Raw genomic sequence first — 18,936 nt, forward strand, 5'->3', positions numbered from 1 at the left:
ACTATTATGTGAAATTGAGCGTAAATATTAAGCTTATATAAAAGAAAGTCCCTAAGGGACTTTCTTTTATAATCATTTAAGCAATTCTTCTACAAATTTAGGTAGTACAAAAGAAGCCTTATGTAACCTTGGAGTATAGTATTTTGTTTCAAAAGAAAGGTTCTCTGGAACGTTTGCATTTTCTGGATCATGTTTTTTAGAACCTACTGTAAAGCTCCAGTATCCGGATGGATATGTAGGTATTGCTGCCATAAATAACTTAGTAATAGGGAAAGTTGCTTTCGCATCATCATAAACTCTTTTAACTACATCTGGAAGATAGAAAGGTGTTTCAGTTTGTGCAATGAATATTCCATCTTCAGTTAAGCACTCGTATATTTCTTTATAAAAGCTTCCTCCAAATAGTCCTTCTGCTGCTCCAAATGGATCAGTAGAATCAACTATTATAACATCAAATTCATTTTTATGTTCATGAACATATTTAATTCCATCACCTATGAAAACTTCACATCTTGCATCATCTAGAGCACAGCTTATTTCAGGAAGATATTTTTTACATTCATTTACAACATCTTCATCTATTTCGCATAATACAGCTTTTTCTATGGAAGGATGCTTTAATATTTCACGTATTGCCCCTCCATCTCCACCACCTACAACTAATACTTTCTTAGGGTTTGGATGAGTGAATAGTGGAATATGAGCAATCATTTCATGATAAACATACTCATCATTTATAGTAGTTTGAACTATACCATCTAATACTAGCATTCTTCCCAAAGCATAAGTATCTACAATAGCAAGATTTTGATACTCTGTTTGCTTTGTAACTAACGTTTCCTTTATTTTATAAGTCATAACAGCATCTGATATTTGACCTTCTTTTAACCATAAATCCATATAAGTAGTACCTCCTGTAATATAAATATTAAACATCCCAAATATATTGAGATGTTATGATTTATAGATATATAAATCATGTAATACAACAAAAATATTATAACAATGATTTAAATATGTGGCAAGAAGATTAAATTTAAACAGTATATGAAAAAATATCTTAGTAAAAAATAAAAAATCCCATAAAAAAGAAGGAAAATTATGTAATATGTAGAATAAGTTAATTATAAATGGGAATTGCACAAATTTACATAAGTGGGGGGAAATATATGTATTTAAAATTCGAAAATGTAAATGATAAATTATTAGTTTGTTTAGCAGGAGAATTAGACCATCATAGTGCAGAAGAAGTTAGGAATAAAATAGATAACCGTATTGACAAAGATGATGTGAGCAAGGTTATACTGGATTTTTCAGATGTTTCTTTCATGGATAGTTCAGGTATAGGTGTAGTAATTGGAAGATACAAAAAAATGAATTATAAAAATGGAAAGATATGTATTACCAATGTAAATGACAATGTAAATAGGGTTTTTGAGTTATCAGGTATGTTTAAAATAATAAAGTTATTTAAAACAAATGAAGAAGCATTAGAAAATATTTAATGGGGGGGAAACTATAATGTATGATAATGTTATGAAAATAGAATTTGCAAGTAAGTCACAAAATGAAAGCTTTGCTAGAGTTGCAGTGGCAGCTTTTGCATCTCAATTAGATCCCACTATTGATGAATTGACTGATGTAAAGACTGCAGTATCAGAAGCGGTAACTAACTCAATTATACACGGATATGAAAGTAAGGATGGCACTGTAAAAATAGAAGCTTATATTAAAAACAGAGAACTTACCATAATAATTTATGATGATGGCAGAGGAATAGATAATATAGAACTTGCCATGCAGCCATTGTACACTTCAAGACCAGATCTAGAACGTTCAGGTATGGGATTTACTGTTATGGAGTCTTTTATGGATGGGCTAAAGGTAGAGTCTGAAAAGGGCAAAGGAACTAAAATAATAATGAAAAAAACTTTTAGAGCTATAAGTTAGGTGAATATTATGAGTGAAGAAGCAGTAAACAGGAGTACGTATGGTTATGAAGAAAACCTAGAGCTCGTTGAAAAAGCACAAAAAGGAGATAAAAATGCCTTAAATAAACTAATAGAGATAAATCTACCTTTAGTATCGGCCATAACTAAAAAATTTTTAAATAGAGGATATGAGTATGAGGATATATATCAAATTGGATGTATGGGGCTAGTAAAGGCAGTAAATAATTTTGATGCTAGTTATGGGGTAAAATTTTCTACTTACGCTGTTCCTATGATAATGGGCGAAATAAAAAGATTTATAAGAGATGATGGAATGATTAAGGTAAGTAGAAGTGTAAAAACAACAGCTAGAAAGTTACATTATGATAAAGAGATACTTACTAAAGAATTAAATAGGGAACCTACTTTAGAGGAGTTATCCAATTATTCTGGTGTAGAAAAAGAAGAAATTATATTTGCTACAGAATCAGCAAATAGTATGCAGTATTTATATGATACTATACATCAACAAGATGGTGCACCTATTATGCTTATAGATAAGATAAGTGATAATTATGAAGAAGATTCAGAACTCGTAAATAGGCTTGCTTTAAAAGAAGTTATAGGAACTCTAGATATAAAATCGAGGCAAATAATAATGCTTAGATACTTTAAAGATAAAACTCAAGTAGAGGTAGCGAAGATGCTTGGAATAAGCCAAGTTCAAGTTTCAAGAATAGAAAAAAAGGTACTTAAAATATTGAAAGAAAAATTGGAGTAATAGGATAAGGGAATTATCCTATTACTTCTTTTTTGAATTAAAAATCTTTTTATGCACAAAATAAGTATCGGAGGGGATTTTATGAAAAAAAGTGAGAAAGAAGTTAAAGAGAAATTTGATGAGATTTCTGTTCAAGCTGAACCAAAGCATAACTTAGTTAAAAATTGTGTGTATGCTTTTATCATAGGAGGACTTATATGTGATGTAGGACAGTTTTTTAATAATTTCTTTATAAATATGGGGGTACCCAGCGAAGAAGTTGGTACTTATGTGGCAATAGTTATGGTATTTATAGGAGCTTTTCTGACTGGACTTGGAATATACGATAAAATAGCAAGCTATGCAGGAGCAGGTACAGTAGTACCTATAACTGGTTTTGCCAATTCTATTGTTTCTCCTGCTATGGAATTTAAAAGAGAGGGTTATGTATTTGGAGTAGGAGCTAAGATGTTTACTATTGCAGGACCAGTGCTAGTATATGGAATAAGTAGCTCGGTAGTTATAGGAATTATATATTACTTTTTTAAAATGCTATAGATAAAAGAGGGTGGTGTTAGCCTTGGATAAATTAAAGTTGATAGGAAAGCAAACATTGAAAATAGAAAGCAAACCTAGAATAATTTCAACTTTTAGTGTAGTTGGACCTAAAGAAGGGGATGGACCACTTAAAGATTATTTTGATTTAATTTTAGATGATGATCTAAATGGTGAGGATAGTTATGAAAAGGCAGAAAGTACTTTGTTATATACATCTGTAACAGAAAGCATAAAGAAAGCGAAATTAAAGCCTCAGGACATCAATTTTTTATTTGCAGGAGATTTGTTAAATCAGATTATATCATCTACTTTTGCTGCAAGAGATTTAGAAATTCCCTTTATAGGATTATATGGTGCTTGTTCTACAATGACAGAATCATTATGTATGGCATCTATTACAATGGACGGAGGTTTTGCAAGGAATGTTATAGCAGCTACATCATCCCATTTCTCAGCAGCAGAAAGACAGTTTAGATATCCATTAGAATTTGGAAATCAGAGGCCGCCTACAGCTCAATGGACAGTGACTGGGTCTGGATCAATGGTGCTTGCTAGGGAAGGTAATTATCCGTATATTACTTACGTAACTATTGGAAAAGTCAAAGATTATGGTATAAAGGATGCAAATAATATGGGAGCAGCCATGGCACCAGCAGCAGTTTCAACTATATATCGACATTTTAAGGATACAGGGAGAACTCCTCAAGACTATGACTTAATAGCTACAGGGGATTTAGGGAAAATAGGCAGAGAAATTACTCAAAAACTTTTAAAAGAATATGGGTATGATATGTATTCTAATTATATAGATTGCGGAGAAGAGATATTTGATAATGAAAGACAAAAAACTGATTCTGGTGGGAGTGGATGTGGATGCTCAGCGGTAGTAGCTAGCGGATATATATATAAAAACATGCGCAAAGGAAAATTTAAAAGGGTGCTATTGGTTTCAACAGGAGCTCTGTTAAGCACGACATCTTCACTCCAAGGTGAGAGTATACCAGGTATTGCTCATGCCGTATCTATAGAATATGGTACTGGAGGAGATAAAGCATGAATATGGATTATGTGAATGCATTTGTAGTTGGAGGAATAATATGTGTAATTGCACAAATACTTATGGATACTACAAAGCTTACTCCAGCAAGAATACTTGTTAGCTTTGTAACTATAGGAGTAATACTTGGAGCTTTAAATGTTTATGATGTTGTAGTTAAATACGGCAAGGCAGGTGCAACAGTGCCCCTACCTGGATTTGGATATTCATTAGCTAAGGCTACAATAAAAGAAGTTAATGAAAAAGGATTAATAGGGGCGTTCACAGGAGGAATAAAAGGAGCGTCAGGAGGGATAAGTGCAGCTATAATATTTGGATACATAATGGCACTATTATTCAATCCAAAAACAAAAAAATAAAAGATTAAGATGCTATTTAGCATCTTAATCTTTTATTTTTTACCCTTAGGTTTAATGAAGTTATTGATAACATTGTTATTATTAGAATCAGTGTTGTCTGGTGGAGTACTATTATTGGTATTGCCTTCATCTGTATCGGTGTTAGTATCATCACCAGAATTATTATTTGAATCTGAAGAATTTTTATCCTTATCTATGTCATCTTTATCTTGGACTTTATCTTTATCATCTTTTGAATCATTATCATCTTTATCAGGTTTTTCATCAGGGACTCTAATATGATAATCGCATATTTCAGTAGGTACAGTACCTTCTATAAATAGTTCATTACGAATAGTAGTAGAAGGACAGGCATCTGTAGGAATTTTTCCTGTAACTGTGCATATAGGAACTTGAACAATTCCAGAAGGCATAGGTATTTCTTTATATGCTAAGTTTTTATGCGCATCTTGCATAATAATTCCCCAAAGTCTTGCAGCATCATTACTTCCTATATATTTTCCGAATGTATAATTTTCATTAAAACTTCCATGATCATCCTTACCAATCCATACAGCAGCAGAGTAGTAAGGGGTTAAGCCTGTGAACCATAAATCTATGGACATATTAGTTGTACCTGTTTTACCGTGTGCCATAGGACTAAAGTTTGCAGCAGTACCTGTACCACCTACTCCAGAAACAGGACCTCTTAAAAGATCATACATAATATAGGCTGCTTGTGGAGATAAAACCTTAGTAGAATTAAATTTGCTTTCCAATATAGATTTACCTGTTCTATCTAGCACCTTTGTATATATAATAGGATCTACTTTCATACCACCATTTCCAAATACCCCATAAGCTGCAGCCATAGCTAGTGTATTAGTACCACTAACTCCAGGATTACCCCCAAGCTGTCCAAGTGACATAGCGGCCATACTTGCTTCATCTGTATTTTTATCTATTTTAAGTCCAAATTTTCTAGCGTAATCAGCACCAGTACTAAGACTCAATTCATGCTCGATTCGAACAGAAATAACGTTCTTAGACTTAGTTAATGCTTCTCTTAATGTCATAGGACCCTCATAAATAGCAGGGCTATTACTAGGATTGTAAGGCTTACCGTTATCAGGATAAAATCTTCCTATTTCTGCAGGAACTGGAGCATCGTCGTATATCTTAGCAGCGGTTGCAAGTTTTGAGTCTATAGCGGGGCCATATACACTTATTGGCTTTATACTTGATCCCGCAGCTCTATAAAATTGTGTAGCCCTATTAAAGGAAAGGGGGGGCTGATTGCCGCGACCGCCAACAATAGATTTAACTTCACCAGTACGATAATCCATAATAACTGCAGAGGCCTGAGGTTGAGCTATCTTATCTACATATTTAGACTTCATGCCAAGTATAGAATCCATATTATCTAGTGTGGTTTGGGTATGTTCTTGCATATTCTTATTCATGGTCGAATATATTTTAAGTCCACCATACATTATCATTCTATTTGCATCATCTTCATCTATATGATATTGAGCCATAAGATCTTGTTTTACTCTTCTTATTACTTCTCTGGAAAACCATTCATACTTAAGGCTATTACTTTGTCTAGTAAAGTTAAAAGCTAGTTTTTTATTGTTTAAATCTGATAATGCTTTACTATATTCAGTTTGAGATATATATCCATTTTCAAGAAGTTTGCTTAAAACTGATTTAGTTCTATTTGTATATGAAGAAGTATTCTTTTGCGTTACAACTGCGTTATAAAACACAGATGGACTTTGAGTAAGACCGGCTATAAATGCACACTCTAATAAACTTAATTTGGAAACACTTTTATTAAAATATTGGAGTGATGCAGCTTCTACACCATAAGCAGGTCCTCCTAGTGGAATAGTATTCATATAGGCTTCTAAAATCTGATCTTTACTTAATTGCTTTTCTAGCTGTAAAGATAAATAAGCTTCTTGTACTTTTCTCTTTAACTTAACTTCATTACTAAGCATAGTATTTCTTACAAGCTGTTGAGTGATAGTGGAAGCACCGTGGAGCCCTCGCTTTCCTGTAAGCTTATTACTTATATTTGTAAGTGTAGATCCAACTATTCTTTTAATGTCTATGCCATTGTGCGTTTTAAATCTCTCATCTTCAATAGCAATAAAGGCATCTTTTAAATCTTGAGGCATATCTTTAAAAGATACTACTTTTCTATTTATATCAGAAATAACAGTATCCATAAATTGTCCACTATCATTATATATTATCGATGGTTCATTTAAACTTAATACTTTATTTACATCAAGTGTCGGAGCTGTCTTTATCATGGCAAGTACTACACCCATAGTTGCTACAGCTCCAAATACAAAAAGTAAAATGAGAGTAACAATGGTAATTTTAAAAACTTTAAAACGGGTATTCTTTGCTTTCTTCCCCATTTTTGTGTTGCTCATAATTTTCCTCCTGAAATTTTATATTATTAATTCTAACCAACTTTAAAATATTATAACACATAAAAGGATTTTAATAAAATATATGTTCAGCCATGGATATATATATATACTTGGAATAAAAAAAATAATAAGAAGGGTTATTTAGTAATAAAATTAAAAATCTCGTAATAAGTAAGTATTAGAAATATGTTAGTAATACAAGGAAGTGAGAATTATTAAGAGAAGAAAAATTAGCCTTAAGATTAAAGTATGGATAATTATAATGCTTATAGGTGTTATGATAAATGTTTTTATATATGCTTTTGATAAAATAGTTGCTTCTAGGGTATTAGATGTTGCAAATGTTGAAATGAAAAGAAAGGCAATAGAAACTTTAAATCAGTCTATTATGAGTAAATATTTGGAAAGTTTTCAGTATGATGACATAATTAAGATAGAAAAAGATAATTCAGGAAATATAACATTAGTTAAGTCTGATACTTTAAAATTAAATAAATTGGCTTGCGATGTAGCATTAGAATCTCAGCAAAAGCTAAAGGATATGGGTGATGTTGGAATGAAAGTTCCTATGGGATATATTACTCAAAATAATGTGATTGCCTATTTTGGACCAAGTATCACAGTAAAAATGAATCCTATCGGATACATTGAAACAAAATATATATCTGATTTTGAATCTGTAGGATTTAATCAAACAAGGCATAAAATTTATATACAAGTAAAGAGTAATATAAGGGTTATAATACCTACCAAAAGTGAGGATGTACAAATTTTAAGTGAAATACCAGTTTGTGAAACTATAATAGTAGGAAAGATACCGGAAAATTTCCTAGGAGGAAGTCTAGAAAATTCAGGATTTAGAATTAGGGGAAATTAAAAGGATATTACGACATATTTAATGTTGAACCTATCGTATGGGATTTGTATTTAAGAAGGCGTTCACTACGTAAAGAAGCTCTAATATTTATGAATTTAAATCACCTAAACTTTTCAAACTCGCTGTCGCTCAGACAGTAAAAAGTTCTTTACGGTGTTTTAAATTCATAAATAAAGAGCTTCTAATTGCTTGTTCAAAGTCTTCTACAATGCAAATCCCATACTAAATTCAACATTAAAATGTCTTCATGCACACTGCTGAAGGAAGAAATTTCGCTTTGGGGAAATTTCTTTTCAATTACCACTTATCAAAGGGCTGATAAGCCCACAGACCGATAGATTGGAAAGCATTAATGATGTAATTTTTTATTAAGAACCATTAATCATATTATTTTATCTTTGACTTGTAAATTAAATTTACTCATTTATTTAATATAAGTTCTTGTAACGTTACGGGCTACCGCCCTAAAAGATCTTTAAGTGCTACTTCGTAAAACATCTTAGAAATTCAGTTAGCTGAATTTCTTCCTTCAGCAGTTCATATGAAGAACTTTTTAATGCTCTGGGAGTATAGAATTTTCATCGTAGAAGAGATTGAATAAGCTTTAAAACGGCTTTATTTATAAATTTAAAATACCGTTAAGAGCCACCTACTGGTTGAGTGATAGCGAGTTTAGGCGGCTTAGGGATTGTAAATTTATAAATATTAGCCGTTTTAGCGAGATGAACGTCTTCCTAGATGAAAAATATATGAAACCCAGAGCATTAAAAACCGTCGTGATATTTCTATAATATGTATTATTTTTCTTCCCAATTAAATATGTATGGAACATTTCTGTAGTAATCTCCATAATTAAGTCCATATCCTACAACAAATACGTCTGGGATTTGGAAACAACAATAATTAGGAGTAATATCTACTTTTCTTCTCTCTGGTTTATCTAAAAGTACGCAACAGTTAACAGAAGAGGCACCTAAGGATTTAACATGATTAACTACAAAATCCATAGTAATTCCTGTATCCACTATATCGTCTACAATTAAAACATCAAAGCCTTCGATATTGTCTGGAATGTCGTTAACAATTTTCACACTTCCTGTAGAAACTTCAGAATGACCATAGCTTGAAGTAGTCATAAATCCTATTTTTGTAGGAACAGTAATATGTCTTACTAAATCCGCAGCAAAGATAAAGCTTCCTCTTAATAGAGATAAAACATATAGATTTTTGCCTTCATATTCTTTAGAAATTCTGGAACCTAATTCTGCAACCTTTTTTTCGATTTCTTCTTTAGAGATTAATATATTTTCTTTTTTTCCTTCCATAAGTGCCCTCCAAATATACATAATTATATGTTATTTACAATATTGCTTTTATAGTATAAAATAATATGAAAGTTGTCAAGGTATAGTAATTTTTATGGGAGTGATTTAAATGATAAATGGGAATATAGAAGGTATAAAAGACAGTACATTGAAAAAATTAGAAGCTATATATGATTTGAAGATTCCGAAAGATGAAGTATTTACGGAAGAATTAATTAATATAATTGTAGGTGTCACATTAGATGTTAATAGAGAGGTAAGTGTAGCTATAAGCAGGAAGGGAATGGTTGAAGGGGTCGCAATTGGTGACAGTACTTCTGTAGAAATGCCTATGATAGATATAAAGGAAAGAAAACTATCAGGAGTAAGAATTATTCATACTCATCCAAATGGTAATTCTCATTTATCTGCTTTAGATATATCAGCCTTAATAAAGTTGAAATTAGACTGTATTGCAGCAGTTGGAGTGGATGAAAATGATATTACAGATATAACACTTGGATTTTGCAATGTAAAGGATAACATGCTTGTATCAGAAACTACTAAGAAACTTATCCTAGAAGAAGCTATAAATTATCCTATATTAGATAAAATTAGATATATAGAAGAGTTAATTAAAAGCACTTCTGTAGAAGAAGAAACTGGTGAAAAGGCAATACTTGTAGGAGTAGAAAGTGAAGAAAGTTTAGATGAATTAGAAGAGCTAGCAAGAGCTTGTGATGTAGAAGTAGTAGATAAAATGCTTCAAAATAGATATAAAATAGATACGGCTTATTATGTTGGAAGTGGTAAGGTAGAAGAAATAGCGCTCTTAAGGCAAGCGAAAAGGGCGAATGTAGTTATATTTGATGATGAACTTACAGCATCTCAAGTAAGAAATTTAGAAGATATAATAGGAGTTAAAGTTATTGATAGAACTACATTAATACTTGAAATATTTGCAAAGCGAGCTAAGAGTAAAGAAGGGAAAATACAAGTAGAGCTAGCTCAGCTTAAATACAGACTTCCAAGACTTTCAGGGCTTGGAACAGTGCTTTCAAGAACAGGTGGAGGAATAGGCACAAAGGGACCTGGAGAAAAGAAACTTGAAACAGATAAAAGACATATAAAAGAAAGAATATATGACTTAAAAAGTGAGTTAGAAAAGACAAAACAAACAAGAATGACGCAGAGAGAAAGTAGAAGCGAAATTCCTAAAGTATCCCTAGTTGGATATACAAATGCAGGAAAGTCAACTTTAAGAAATACTTTATGCACTATAGCTGCAAAGGAAACTATTAAAAAAGAAAGCGTTTTGGAAGCAGATATGCTTTTTGCTACACTGGATACTACAACTCGTGCAATAGTTCTTCCAGATAACAGAACTATCACACTAACAGATACAGTAGGTTTTATAAGAAAACTGCCTCACGATTTGGTAGAGGCATTTAAGTCAACATTAGAAGAGGTTATATATTCAGATTTATTACTTCATGTAGTGGATGTATCTCAAGAAAATTATTTAGAGCAAATTGAAGCAGTAAATAAGGTTTTAGAAGAATTAGGAGCTATTGATAAGCCTTATGTTTATGTTTTAAATAAAATTGATAAACTTAGTGAAGAAAAGCTTGAGGAAATAAATGAATTATTTAAGGATAAAATGAATATTAAAGTTTCAGCAAGGCATAATATAAATCTAGAGGAACTTTTAAGCCTTATAAGTTCAAAACTTCCAAATAAGCTTAGAAAAGCAGAATATTTAATTCCTTATGACAAACAATCTATGGTAGCTTATTTTCATAGAAATTCTAACGTTATATCTGAGGAATATAAGGAAGATGGAACTTATATATGTGCAGAAGTAAGCGAAATGGTATATAACACTTGTGAAGAGTATATGACTAAGTAACATATTATTTATTAAAAGCATTAAAATAGATAATATAAGTAATTGGTTTTCAAAAAATGAAATTAAACTATTAACAAATAACAAATATTACATGATAAATATTGATAATTAAAGTTTTGTGTAGTAAAATAAAGGAAAGAAAATTTTACATGAAGCCTTAAGGAGGATTTAATTATGGATAAGTACGTTTGTGTAGTATGTGGATATGTTTATGACCCAGCAGAAGGAGATCCAGATAATGGGGTAGCTCCAGGAACATCATTTGCCCAAATACCAGATAGTTGGGTATGTCCACTTTGTGGAGTAGGTAAAGATCAATTTGAAAAAGAAGCTTAGTAAATAAAAAACTAAAAGGTCACATCAAAATGAATTGATGTGACCTTTTAGTTTTAATCAGTAGTAACCAATCTTTAATATAGATAATAATATAATTTAAGAAACTAGAGACTAGAAATTATAGATTATAAAAATTATGTTGTATCTTTTTTAGTATTGATTATTATGCAACTTTGAGATATTATATTTGCAAGAGGGTTTCGTTATAAATTTCAATTTTGTAAAATAAAATAATGTAAATGTATTCATAAATCGGATTAAATATTAGCTTTTTCAATTTCAAAGTTAATTATAAGTGAAGTTTTTATATAATTATTAATTCATATACATAATAAAATGGGAGATATATGCAGTTAATATTCACGAAAATTTATAATTATACATAAAGTATTAATGCAAAAGGAGTTGTTTAAGGGTGGTAAAAAAGTTTAAAAGAGTTTTAGTTGCTAACAGAGGAGAAATTGCCATAAGAATATTTAGAGCATGCCATGAATTAGGCATTAGAACAGTGGCTATATATTCAAATGAAGATAAATGCGCTTTGTTTAGAACAAAGGCAGATGAATCTTATTTAATAGGTAAAAATAAGGGACCAGTAGAAGCGTATTTAAATATAGATGAAATAGTTGAATTAGCGCTTAAAAAAGGTGTAGATGCAATTCATCCTGGATATGGATTTTTATCTGAAAACCCTGAATTTGCACGTAAATGTATTGAAGCGGGAATAGAATTTATAGGACCTACTCCAGATATAATGGAAAGATTAGGAGATAAGATAAATTCTAAGATAGTTGCAAAAGAGGTGAAAGTTCCTACAATTCCAGGAGTAGAGAGAGCTATCGCATCAGAAGAAGAAGCTTTAAATATAGCGGAGGAATGTGGATATCCTGTAATGATTAAAGCTGCGGCTGGCGGCGGCGGCAGAGGTATGAGAATAGCTAAAAACAAAGAGGAACTTGTAAAAACTTTTAAAAATGCCAAGGATGAAGCAAAAAAAGCATTTGGAATTGATGATTTGTTTATAGAAAAATATATAGAAGGACCTAAGCATATTGAAGTTCAAATACTTGGAGATAAATATGGAAATATAGTTCACTTATATGAAAGAGACTGCTCTGTTCAAAGAAGGCATCAAAAGGTAGTAGAGTTTGCACCAGCTTTCTCATTAAGTAAAGAAAAAAGAGAAGAAATATGTAATGATGCACTTAAAATTGCTAAGCATGTGGGCTATAGAAATGCAGGAACAGTAGAGTTTTTAGTGGACATTCATGGGAATCATTATTTTATTGAGGTGAATCCTAGAGTACAGGTTGAGCATACAGTTACTGAAATGATCACAGGTATAGATATTGTGCAAAGTCAAATACTTGTGGCCCAAGGATATAAATTAGATTCTAAAGAAATTAATATAAAATCTCAAAGTGATGTAGAAGCAAGAGGATATGCTATACAATGCAGAATTACCACAGAAGATCCTGCTAACAATTTTGCTCCAGACACAGGAAGAATAGACATATATAGAAGTGGTTCTGGTTTCGGCATTAGACTAGATGGAGGAAATGGATTTACAGGTTCTGTAATAAGTCCTTATTATGACAGCTTACTTGTAAAGACAACTGCTTGGTCAAGAGATTTTAAAGATGCAGCAAGAAAAGCTATAAGATCTATAAGAGAGCTTACAGTTTCAGGGGTAAAAACCAACGTAGGATTTTTAATAAATGTGCTTAATCATGATATATTTCTTGATGGAAAATGTACTACTAGCTTTATAGCTGATAATCAGGAACTTTTAGAAATAAAACCTAAAGCAGATAAAGAATTAAGAGTACTAACATATATAGGCGAAAAAGTAGTAAATGAAACTCATGGGAATAAACCAAGTTTTGATGTGCCTCATGTACCTAAGTATAATCATGAAGATAAATTAAGAGGAACAAAACAAATACTAGATGAAAAGGGTGCTAAGGGAGTAGTTGATTTTATTAAGGATCAAAAGAAGCTTCTTATAACAGATTCTACAATGAGAGATGCTCATCAATCTTTAATGGCTACAAGAATGAGAAGTAAGGATATGATAAAGATTGCTAAGGCGGAAGCAAATTTAGCAAGTGACCTTTTCTCTATAGAAATGTGGGGAGGAGCAACCTTCGATGTAGCATACAGATATTTAAAAGAAAATCCTTGGGAAAGACTTGAAGAACTAAGAAAAAGAATTCCTAATGTATTGCTTCAAATGCTTATAAGAGGATCAAATGCAGTAGGATATAAAAACTATCCTGATAACGTAATAAGAAAATTTATAAAGGAATCTGCCGATAGAGGAATAGATGTATTTAGAATATTTGACTCATTAAATTGGCTTAAAGGCATGGAAGTTGCAATAGATGAAGTACTTAAAACTGGTAAAATAGCAGAGGCTTGCATATGTTATACAGGTGATATATTAGATGAAAAAAGGGATAAATATTCACTTAAATATTATGTTGATATGGCAAAAGAAATAGAAAAATCAGGAGCACATATTTTGGGAATTAAAGATATGTCAGCATTATTAAAGCCTTATGCCGCATCAAAACTTATAAAAGCGTTAAAAAATGAAATTTCAATTCCTATACATCTTCATACTCACGATACTACAGGAAACGGAGTAGCCACAATACTTATGGCTGCAGAAGCGGGAGTTGATATTGTAGATAGTGCTTTTAGCAGTATGTCAGGACTTACAAGTCAACCTTCTATGAACTCTATAGTAGCTGCACTTAAGAATACTGAAAGAGATACACTACTTAATATAGACAATCTACAAAAGGTATCTGATTACTGGAGTGCTGTAAGACCTGTATACGCAGGATTTGAGACAGGATTAAAGGTGGCTTCTGCTGAAATTTATAAATATGAAATTCCAGGAGGACAATATTCAAATTTAAAGCCTCAAATTGAAAGTTTTGGATTAGGTCATAGATTTAATGAAGTAAAAGAAATGTACAAAAAGGTAAATGATATGGTAGGAGATATAGTTAAAGTAACTCCTTCATCTAAAATGGTAGGAGATTTGGCTATATTCATGGTTAAAAATGATTTAACTCCAGAAAATATATATGAGAAGGGTAATAACATGGCATTCCCGGATTCCACGGTTTCATATTTTAAAGGGATGATGGGGCAGCCTAGCGGAGGATTCCCTGAAAAATTACAAAAGCTTGTATTGAAGGGAGAAGAACCTATAACAGTTCGCCCAGGTGAATTACTTCCTCCAGAAGATTTTGATGGTATAAAAAATCATTTAGATACTATGTACAATATAAAAGCTGATGATAAAGATGCTTTAAGTTATGCTCTTTATCCAGATGTATTTGATGAATATATCAAGTATAAAAAAGAATATGGTGATTTGAGCCATATGGGAAGTGATGTGTTCTTCCATGGATTGTATGAAGGTGAAACTAGTGAAATAGAGATTGCAGAGGGTAAGACATTAATAGTAAAATTACTTCAAATTGGAAAACTTAACAAAGGAAAGAGAAGCTTAGTCTTTGAAGTAAATGGAAATAGAAGAGAAATAGAAATAACTGATAAAGCAAATCAAATGAAAAATTTGTTGGAAGATGTAGAAGCTCCTATGGCAGATCCTGAAGATATATATGAAATTGGAGCAAGTATACCTGGAAACATGTATAAGATATTAGTTAAAGAAGGAGATATAGTACAAGAAGGGGATAGTATAGCAATAATTGAAGCTATGAAGATGGAAACCAATGTAGTATCTTCTGTAGATGGAAAAGTAGAAAAGATATATGTAAAAGAAGGAGAGCAGGTTAAGACTGGACAGCTGGTTGTTAAGTTGAGCAATCAATAAGAAAGTATTAGATAAAATAAAAGGAAGTTTGAGAAAACAAACTTCCTTTTTAATATACTAACATAACTTCAGATGGATTTATACTTAAAGTATAGAGACTATTAACTAAAGTATAAATTTTTATGTATAAATATCAGCTAAAAAAGGTAAAGTAATATATGGTAAAAAGTCTCAAGGAGGAATTTTAAATGAGTAAGGTTTGTCCGGTGTGTAATGAAATAAAAGATATAAGGACTATATGTGGTAACTGTGGGGGGAACTGCGTAGATAAGGGTAGAGTACAGGACTATTTTGATGATTATAGTGCGGATATGCCAATACAAGATACAGAAAATTATTGCTTTCACGTATTCCAGTGTGAAAGTTGCAATGAATTAATGCGTAAAAGTGTGTTAAAAGTTGATATATAGTATTTTAATTTACTTAATAATATTATATAATTAAGAATAATTTAATTTTTAGTTGTGGATATACCAAAAAGGGGGAAGACGGGTGGAAAAGACAATTTCTCAATACCAAAAGGCGTTCAATTGTATGGTAGAAAGATTAAAAAATAATGAACAAATTCTTGCAGCTATGGTTTTTGGGAGTATGGTTACAGGAGATTTATGGGATAAATCCGATATAGACATGTTTGTTGTAACTAGCGAAAGAATTAGTGATATAAAAAATATATACATGGAAGAAATAGAAATACCAGTACATGTAAAATTTATGAGCAAAAGTAAGTTCTTGAAGCTTCATACAATGGATTTAAAGGGGGGCTTTATGCACAGAATTTTTGCCTCATCTAGATTAGTATTTTCAAAAGATCAAGATATAACTGGTTATTATGATAAAGGTAGATTTTATCCGGACCTAGACAGAGAAAGATGGAATATGGTTTATTTTGGAAAACTATTAAAATGTATTGATGTTTGTAGGAAGTATTTACATAATGATGGTGTATATACTGCGTATACATCAGCTATGAAATGCTCTGAAGAATTTGCAAAATTATATGTAAATTTATTAGGATATATGATAAGTAAAGATGCTACTATAATGGCTATGGATTTAAATGATGCTTTTAAAGAAAGAGTAGATGAGCTTTTCTTTAATAAAGAAGATACAATAAAAGCAATTGAAAATATGTTAGCTTTTATAGAAAAATATGTGGAGGCTAATCTAAAGGATATAAATTCAATATTATTAGAGTATATGCAAAGTAAGGATTCATTTTTAAGTGCGGAAGATATAAAAAAGGATGCCCTTTTTTCAGATTTTGATATAGCTATAGAAGCTGTTTTGGAAAAACTTTCAGAAAAGGAAGTTATAAAGAAAGAAACAAGACCATTTAAAACTAATAATGGCAAAGTGTTGTTTAATGAAATAGTATTCTTTGTATAACATTTTAATTAAAAGCGAACTTGATTTTAAATTAAGTTCGCTTTTAAAATAAGTAATTGGGGATAAATCTATGAAAAAATATAAAATAAGTTTTAAAGATAATGATACTCCTAAGTATGTTCAAGTAGTTCAGCATATAAAAAAGTTAATAGAGGGAAATGTGATAAGAGATGGTGAAAAGCTTCCCCCTATTAGAGATATGGCAAGTATTCTTAATGTAAATAGAATTACTGTAGTAAATGCCTATAAGAAGCTAGAAGGTGAAGGATACGCCGTTCAAAAAATAGGTAGCGGGACTTATGCCAAAAGGAAAGAAATTGTTTTGAATTTTAGAAGGAGATATGGAGAGGTAATAAGAAAAAGCTTGGATGATAAGTCTCTCAATTATATAGATTTTACTGGAGAAAGCATATCAAGTGAATTATTTCATATAGATATTTTTAAAAATATAATAGATGAAGTTTTGGAAAGAGATGGAGTAAAAGCTTTAGTGAATCAAGAGGCACTAGGATATGAAGGGCTTAGAAAGACCATTGATGATTTTTTTTGGAATGGAAATGTGGGCAGTGATAATGTTTTAATAGTTTCAGGGGCCCAGCAAGGAATAGACATAGTTTCTAAAGCTTTGATTAACGTAAATGATAATATAGTTGTTGAAAAGCCAACCTATGGAGGAGCGCTTACTGTATTTAAGTGGCGTAGGGCAAATATATTTGAAGTGCCTATTGAAGAGGATGGAATGAATCTTGACCTATTAGAAAAACTAGTAAAGAAAAATAAGATAAAATGTGTATATATTATGAGTTATTTTCAAAATCCAACGGGTATAAGCTATAGCATTGAGAAGAAAAAAAGACTTCTAAATATGGCAGAAATATATGACTTTTATATTATAGAAGATGATTATTTATCAGAACTCATATATAATGATATGGAATATAAAAGCTTTAAAAGTATGGATATAAATGATAGAGTTATATATATAAAAAGTTTTTCTAAGGTGTTTTTACCAGGGATAAGACTTGGGTATTTAATAAGCCCTAAAGTCTTTAGAGAAAATATACAAAATTCAAAGGTGAGCACAGACATAGCTACATCAAGCTTAATGCAGAGGGTATTGGAGTTATATGTGTGCAATGGACTTTGGAAAGGATATATAAGTAATCTAAATAAATTTTATAAAGAAAAATATGAGATTATTGCTAATCAATTAAAAATAAAGCTTTGTAACAAAGCAGAAATCATATATCCAAATGGAGGACTTTATTTTTATATTAAAATCTTAAATGATAATATAGATTGTATAAAGTTGTTTTATAAATGCAGAGAAAACGCACTACTTATAACTCCTGGGGTATTATTTTATTTAAATCCTGAAGAAGGGAAAAAATATTTTCGAATGGGATTTTCTCAAGTTAAAGATGAAGATATAGAAAAGGGAATTGACATATTAAATACACTATTATGAAAAGAATAGGGGAATTTTAATTGAGTTTAGGATTTGTAAAGGTAAATTGGGATGATATAGACTTATATTCTAATGAAGAAATAACTTATTTTTTATTCCTAGAAGGAAAGTCTATAAATGCTATATGTAAAATAAGAAACTTAGATAAAAGCATAATTCAAAAGCATATCGTAGAAGGTAAGATAAAATATAGACTTCTTGCTAGAAGTAGTAACGAAAAAGAACTCATCCATAATATAAGCAAGGCAGGAAAGATGGATAAACTGGACATTATAAATTCATTAGATGAAGATACTAAGAATAGATTAATTCAATATATAAAAAGTAATTATGTAGACATGTATTCAAGAGATAAAGAAACTGCTATATGGATTATAGGTGAGCTTAAAGAAAGAGGATGTAATGAAATACTTACAAAAGCCTCTGTTCATAAATTTGTAAATGTAAGAAGAATGGCAATATCAGCCATGAGAAAAATAAATGATAAAAGCTTTGAAAGAGCCTTAATTAGGGCACTTGAAGATGAAAATCCCCAGGTGCTATTATATGCCATAAAGGGACTCGCAGAAATTAAAAGTGATTTTGCAAAGGGAAAAATTTTAGATATTTTACAAAATACTGACAAGGAATATTTAAAAAAGGCTTGTGAAGTTTTTCTAAGTGAGAAGGATAATTCTGAGCAAGAATAAAGAGCATAAGAGGTGAT

General features: G+C 31.0%; 17 protein-coding genes. 14 read left to right on the top strand and 3 right to left on the bottom strand.

Going from position 1 to position 18,936, the window contains the following annotated elements; translation table 11 throughout:
* Window positions 1-72: 72 nt before the first annotated feature.
* Window positions 73-900, bottom strand: a complete 828-nt coding sequence (gene speE / locus JOC70_RS07805; RefSeq protein ID WP_204598316.1) for a polyamine aminopropyltransferase — start codon at window positions 898-900, stop codon at window positions 73-75.
* Window positions 901-1,169: 269 nt separating this feature from the next.
* Here speE and spoIIAA point away from each other — a divergent pair, with 269 nt between their 5' ends.
* The 6 genes from spoIIAA (at window position 1,170) to spoVAE (ending at window position 4,665) form a co-directional block, all read left to right on the top strand.
* Window positions 1,170-1,505: an anti-sigma F factor antagonist gene (gene spoIIAA / locus JOC70_RS07810; RefSeq protein WP_204598317.1), complete on the top strand. Its 336-nt coding sequence runs from the start codon at window positions 1,170-1,172 to the stop codon at window positions 1,503-1,505.
* Between the two features lie 16 nt (window positions 1,506-1,521).
* On the top strand, window positions 1,522-1,950 hold the full coding sequence (gene spoIIAB, locus JOC70_RS07815; protein ID WP_204598318.1) for an anti-sigma F factor: 429 nt from the start codon (window positions 1,522-1,524) through the stop codon (window positions 1,948-1,950).
* 9 nt (window positions 1,951-1,959) lie between these two features.
* Window positions 1,960-2,712 (top strand): RNA polymerase sporulation sigma factor SigF, encoded by a 753-nt coding sequence (sigF, locus tag JOC70_RS07820; protein ID WP_204598319.1) that lies wholly within the window; start codon window positions 1,960-1,962, stop codon window positions 2,710-2,712.
* Window positions 2,713-2,793: 81 nt separating this feature from the next.
* Window positions 2,794-3,249 (top strand): stage V sporulation protein AC, encoded by a 456-nt coding sequence (spoVAC, locus tag JOC70_RS07825; protein WP_204598320.1) that lies wholly within the window; start codon window positions 2,794-2,796, stop codon window positions 3,247-3,249.
* 22 nt (window positions 3,250-3,271) lie between these two features.
* On the top strand, window positions 3,272-4,306 hold the full coding sequence (spoVAD, locus tag JOC70_RS07830; protein WP_204598321.1) for a stage V sporulation protein AD: 1,035 nt from the start codon (window positions 3,272-3,274) through the stop codon (window positions 4,304-4,306).
* A 2-nt stretch (window positions 4,307-4,308) separates the two neighbouring features.
* Window positions 4,309-4,665, top strand: coding sequence for a stage V sporulation protein AE (spoVAE, locus tag JOC70_RS07835; protein WP_204598509.1), 357 nt, complete (start codon window positions 4,309-4,311; stop codon window positions 4,663-4,665).
* Window positions 4,666-4,697: 32 nt separating this feature from the next.
* Here spoVAE and JOC70_RS07840 read toward each other — a convergent pair whose 3' ends face one another.
* Entirely contained in the window at window positions 4,698-7,076 is a 2,379-nt protein-coding gene (locus JOC70_RS07840; protein ID WP_204598510.1) for a transglycosylase domain-containing protein, read from the bottom strand.
* Window positions 7,077-7,296: 220 nt separating this feature from the next.
* Here JOC70_RS07840 and yunB point away from each other — a divergent pair, with 220 nt between their 5' ends.
* Entirely contained in the window at window positions 7,297-7,968 is a 672-nt protein-coding gene (gene yunB, locus JOC70_RS07845) for a sporulation protein YunB (protein WP_204598322.1), read from the top strand.
* A gap of 797 nt (window positions 7,969-8,765) precedes the next feature.
* Here yunB and hpt read toward each other — a convergent pair.
* Window positions 8,766-9,293 carry a hypoxanthine phosphoribosyltransferase gene (gene hpt / locus JOC70_RS07850; protein WP_204598323.1) on the bottom strand — a complete coding sequence of 176 codons (528 nt, stop codon included), beginning with the start codon at window positions 9,291-9,293 and terminating at the stop codon, window positions 8,766-8,768.
* A 109-nt stretch (window positions 9,294-9,402) separates the two neighbouring features.
* Between hpt and hflX the strand changes: the two genes are divergently transcribed.
* The 7 genes from hflX to JOC70_RS07885 all read left to right on the top strand — a co-directional run bounded on the left by hflX (window position 9,403) and on the right by JOC70_RS07885 (window position 18,919).
* On the top strand, window positions 9,403-11,181 hold the full coding sequence (hflX, locus tag JOC70_RS07855; protein ID WP_204598324.1) for a GTPase HflX: 1,779 nt from the start codon (window positions 9,403-9,405) through the stop codon (window positions 11,179-11,181).
* A gap of 174 nt (window positions 11,182-11,355) precedes the next feature.
* The gene (gene rd / locus JOC70_RS07860; protein WP_081957132.1) at window positions 11,356-11,517 is read left to right on the top strand and encodes a rubredoxin; all 162 of its coding nucleotides are present in this window, start codon (window positions 11,356-11,358) and stop codon (window positions 11,515-11,517) included.
* A gap of 415 nt (window positions 11,518-11,932) precedes the next feature.
* Window positions 11,933-15,373, top strand: a complete 3,441-nt coding sequence (locus tag JOC70_RS07865; RefSeq protein WP_204598325.1) for a pyruvate carboxylase — start codon at window positions 11,933-11,935, stop codon at window positions 15,371-15,373.
* Window positions 15,374-15,561: 188 nt separating this feature from the next.
* Window positions 15,562-15,783: a hypothetical protein gene (locus tag JOC70_RS07870; protein ID WP_204598326.1), complete on the top strand. Its 222-nt coding sequence runs from the start codon at window positions 15,562-15,564 to the stop codon at window positions 15,781-15,783.
* 82 nt (window positions 15,784-15,865) lie between these two features.
* Complete coding sequence (locus JOC70_RS07875) at window positions 15,866-16,762, top strand: nucleotidyltransferase domain-containing protein (RefSeq protein WP_204598327.1); 897 nt, start codon at window positions 15,866-15,868, stop codon at window positions 16,760-16,762.
* A 70-nt stretch (window positions 16,763-16,832) separates the two neighbouring features.
* Window positions 16,833-18,230, top strand: a complete 1,398-nt coding sequence (pdxR, locus tag JOC70_RS07880) for a MocR-like pyridoxine biosynthesis transcription factor PdxR (protein ID WP_204598328.1) — start codon at window positions 16,833-16,835, stop codon at window positions 18,228-18,230.
* 20 nt (window positions 18,231-18,250) lie between these two features.
* The gene (locus JOC70_RS07885; protein WP_204598329.1) at window positions 18,251-18,919 is read left to right on the top strand and encodes a helix-turn-helix domain-containing protein; all 669 of its coding nucleotides are present in this window, start codon (window positions 18,251-18,253) and stop codon (window positions 18,917-18,919) included.
* Window positions 18,920-18,936: the final 17 nt, after the last annotated feature.

This window comes from Clostridium pascui (assembly GCF_016908015.1).
GTDB lineage: Bacteria > Bacillota > Clostridia > Clostridiales > Clostridiaceae > Clostridium_AK > Clostridium_AK pascui.

Bases quoted from the DNA above. Each gene is read 5' to 3' on its own strand.
- speE (WP_204598316.1), bottom strand. From the start codon at position 900: ATGGATTTATGGTTAAAAGAAGGTCAAATATCAGATGCTGTTATGACT.
- spoIIAA (WP_204598317.1), top strand. From the start codon at position 1,170: ATGTATTTAAAATTCGAAAATGTAAATGATAAATTATTAGTTTGTTTA.
- spoIIAB (WP_204598318.1), top strand. From the start codon at position 1,522: ATGTATGATAATGTTATGAAAATAGAATTTGCAAGTAAGTCACAAAAT.
- sigF (WP_204598319.1), top strand. From the start codon at position 1,960: ATGAGTGAAGAAGCAGTAAACAGGAGTACGTATGGTTATGAAGAAAAC.
- spoVAC (WP_204598320.1), top strand. From the start codon at position 2,794: ATGAAAAAAAGTGAGAAAGAAGTTAAAGAGAAATTTGATGAGATTTCT.
- spoVAE (WP_204598509.1), top strand. From the start codon at position 4,309: ATGGATTATGTGAATGCATTTGTAGTTGGAGGAATAATATGTGTAATT.
- JOC70_RS07840 (WP_204598510.1), bottom strand. From the start codon at position 7,076: ATGGGGAAGAAAGCAAAGAATACCCGTTTTAAAGTTTTTAAAATTACC.
- hpt (WP_204598323.1), bottom strand. From the start codon at position 9,293: ATGGAAGGAAAAAAAGAAAATATATTAATCTCTAAAGAAGAAATCGAA.
- hflX (WP_204598324.1), top strand. From the start codon at position 9,403: ATGATAAATGGGAATATAGAAGGTATAAAAGACAGTACATTGAAAAAA.
- rd (WP_081957132.1), top strand. From the start codon at position 11,356: ATGGATAAGTACGTTTGTGTAGTATGTGGATATGTTTATGACCCAGCA.
- JOC70_RS07870 (WP_204598326.1), top strand. From the start codon at position 15,562: ATGAGTAAGGTTTGTCCGGTGTGTAATGAAATAAAAGATATAAGGACT.
- pdxR (WP_204598328.1), top strand. From the start codon at position 16,833: ATGAAAAAATATAAAATAAGTTTTAAAGATAATGATACTCCTAAGTAT.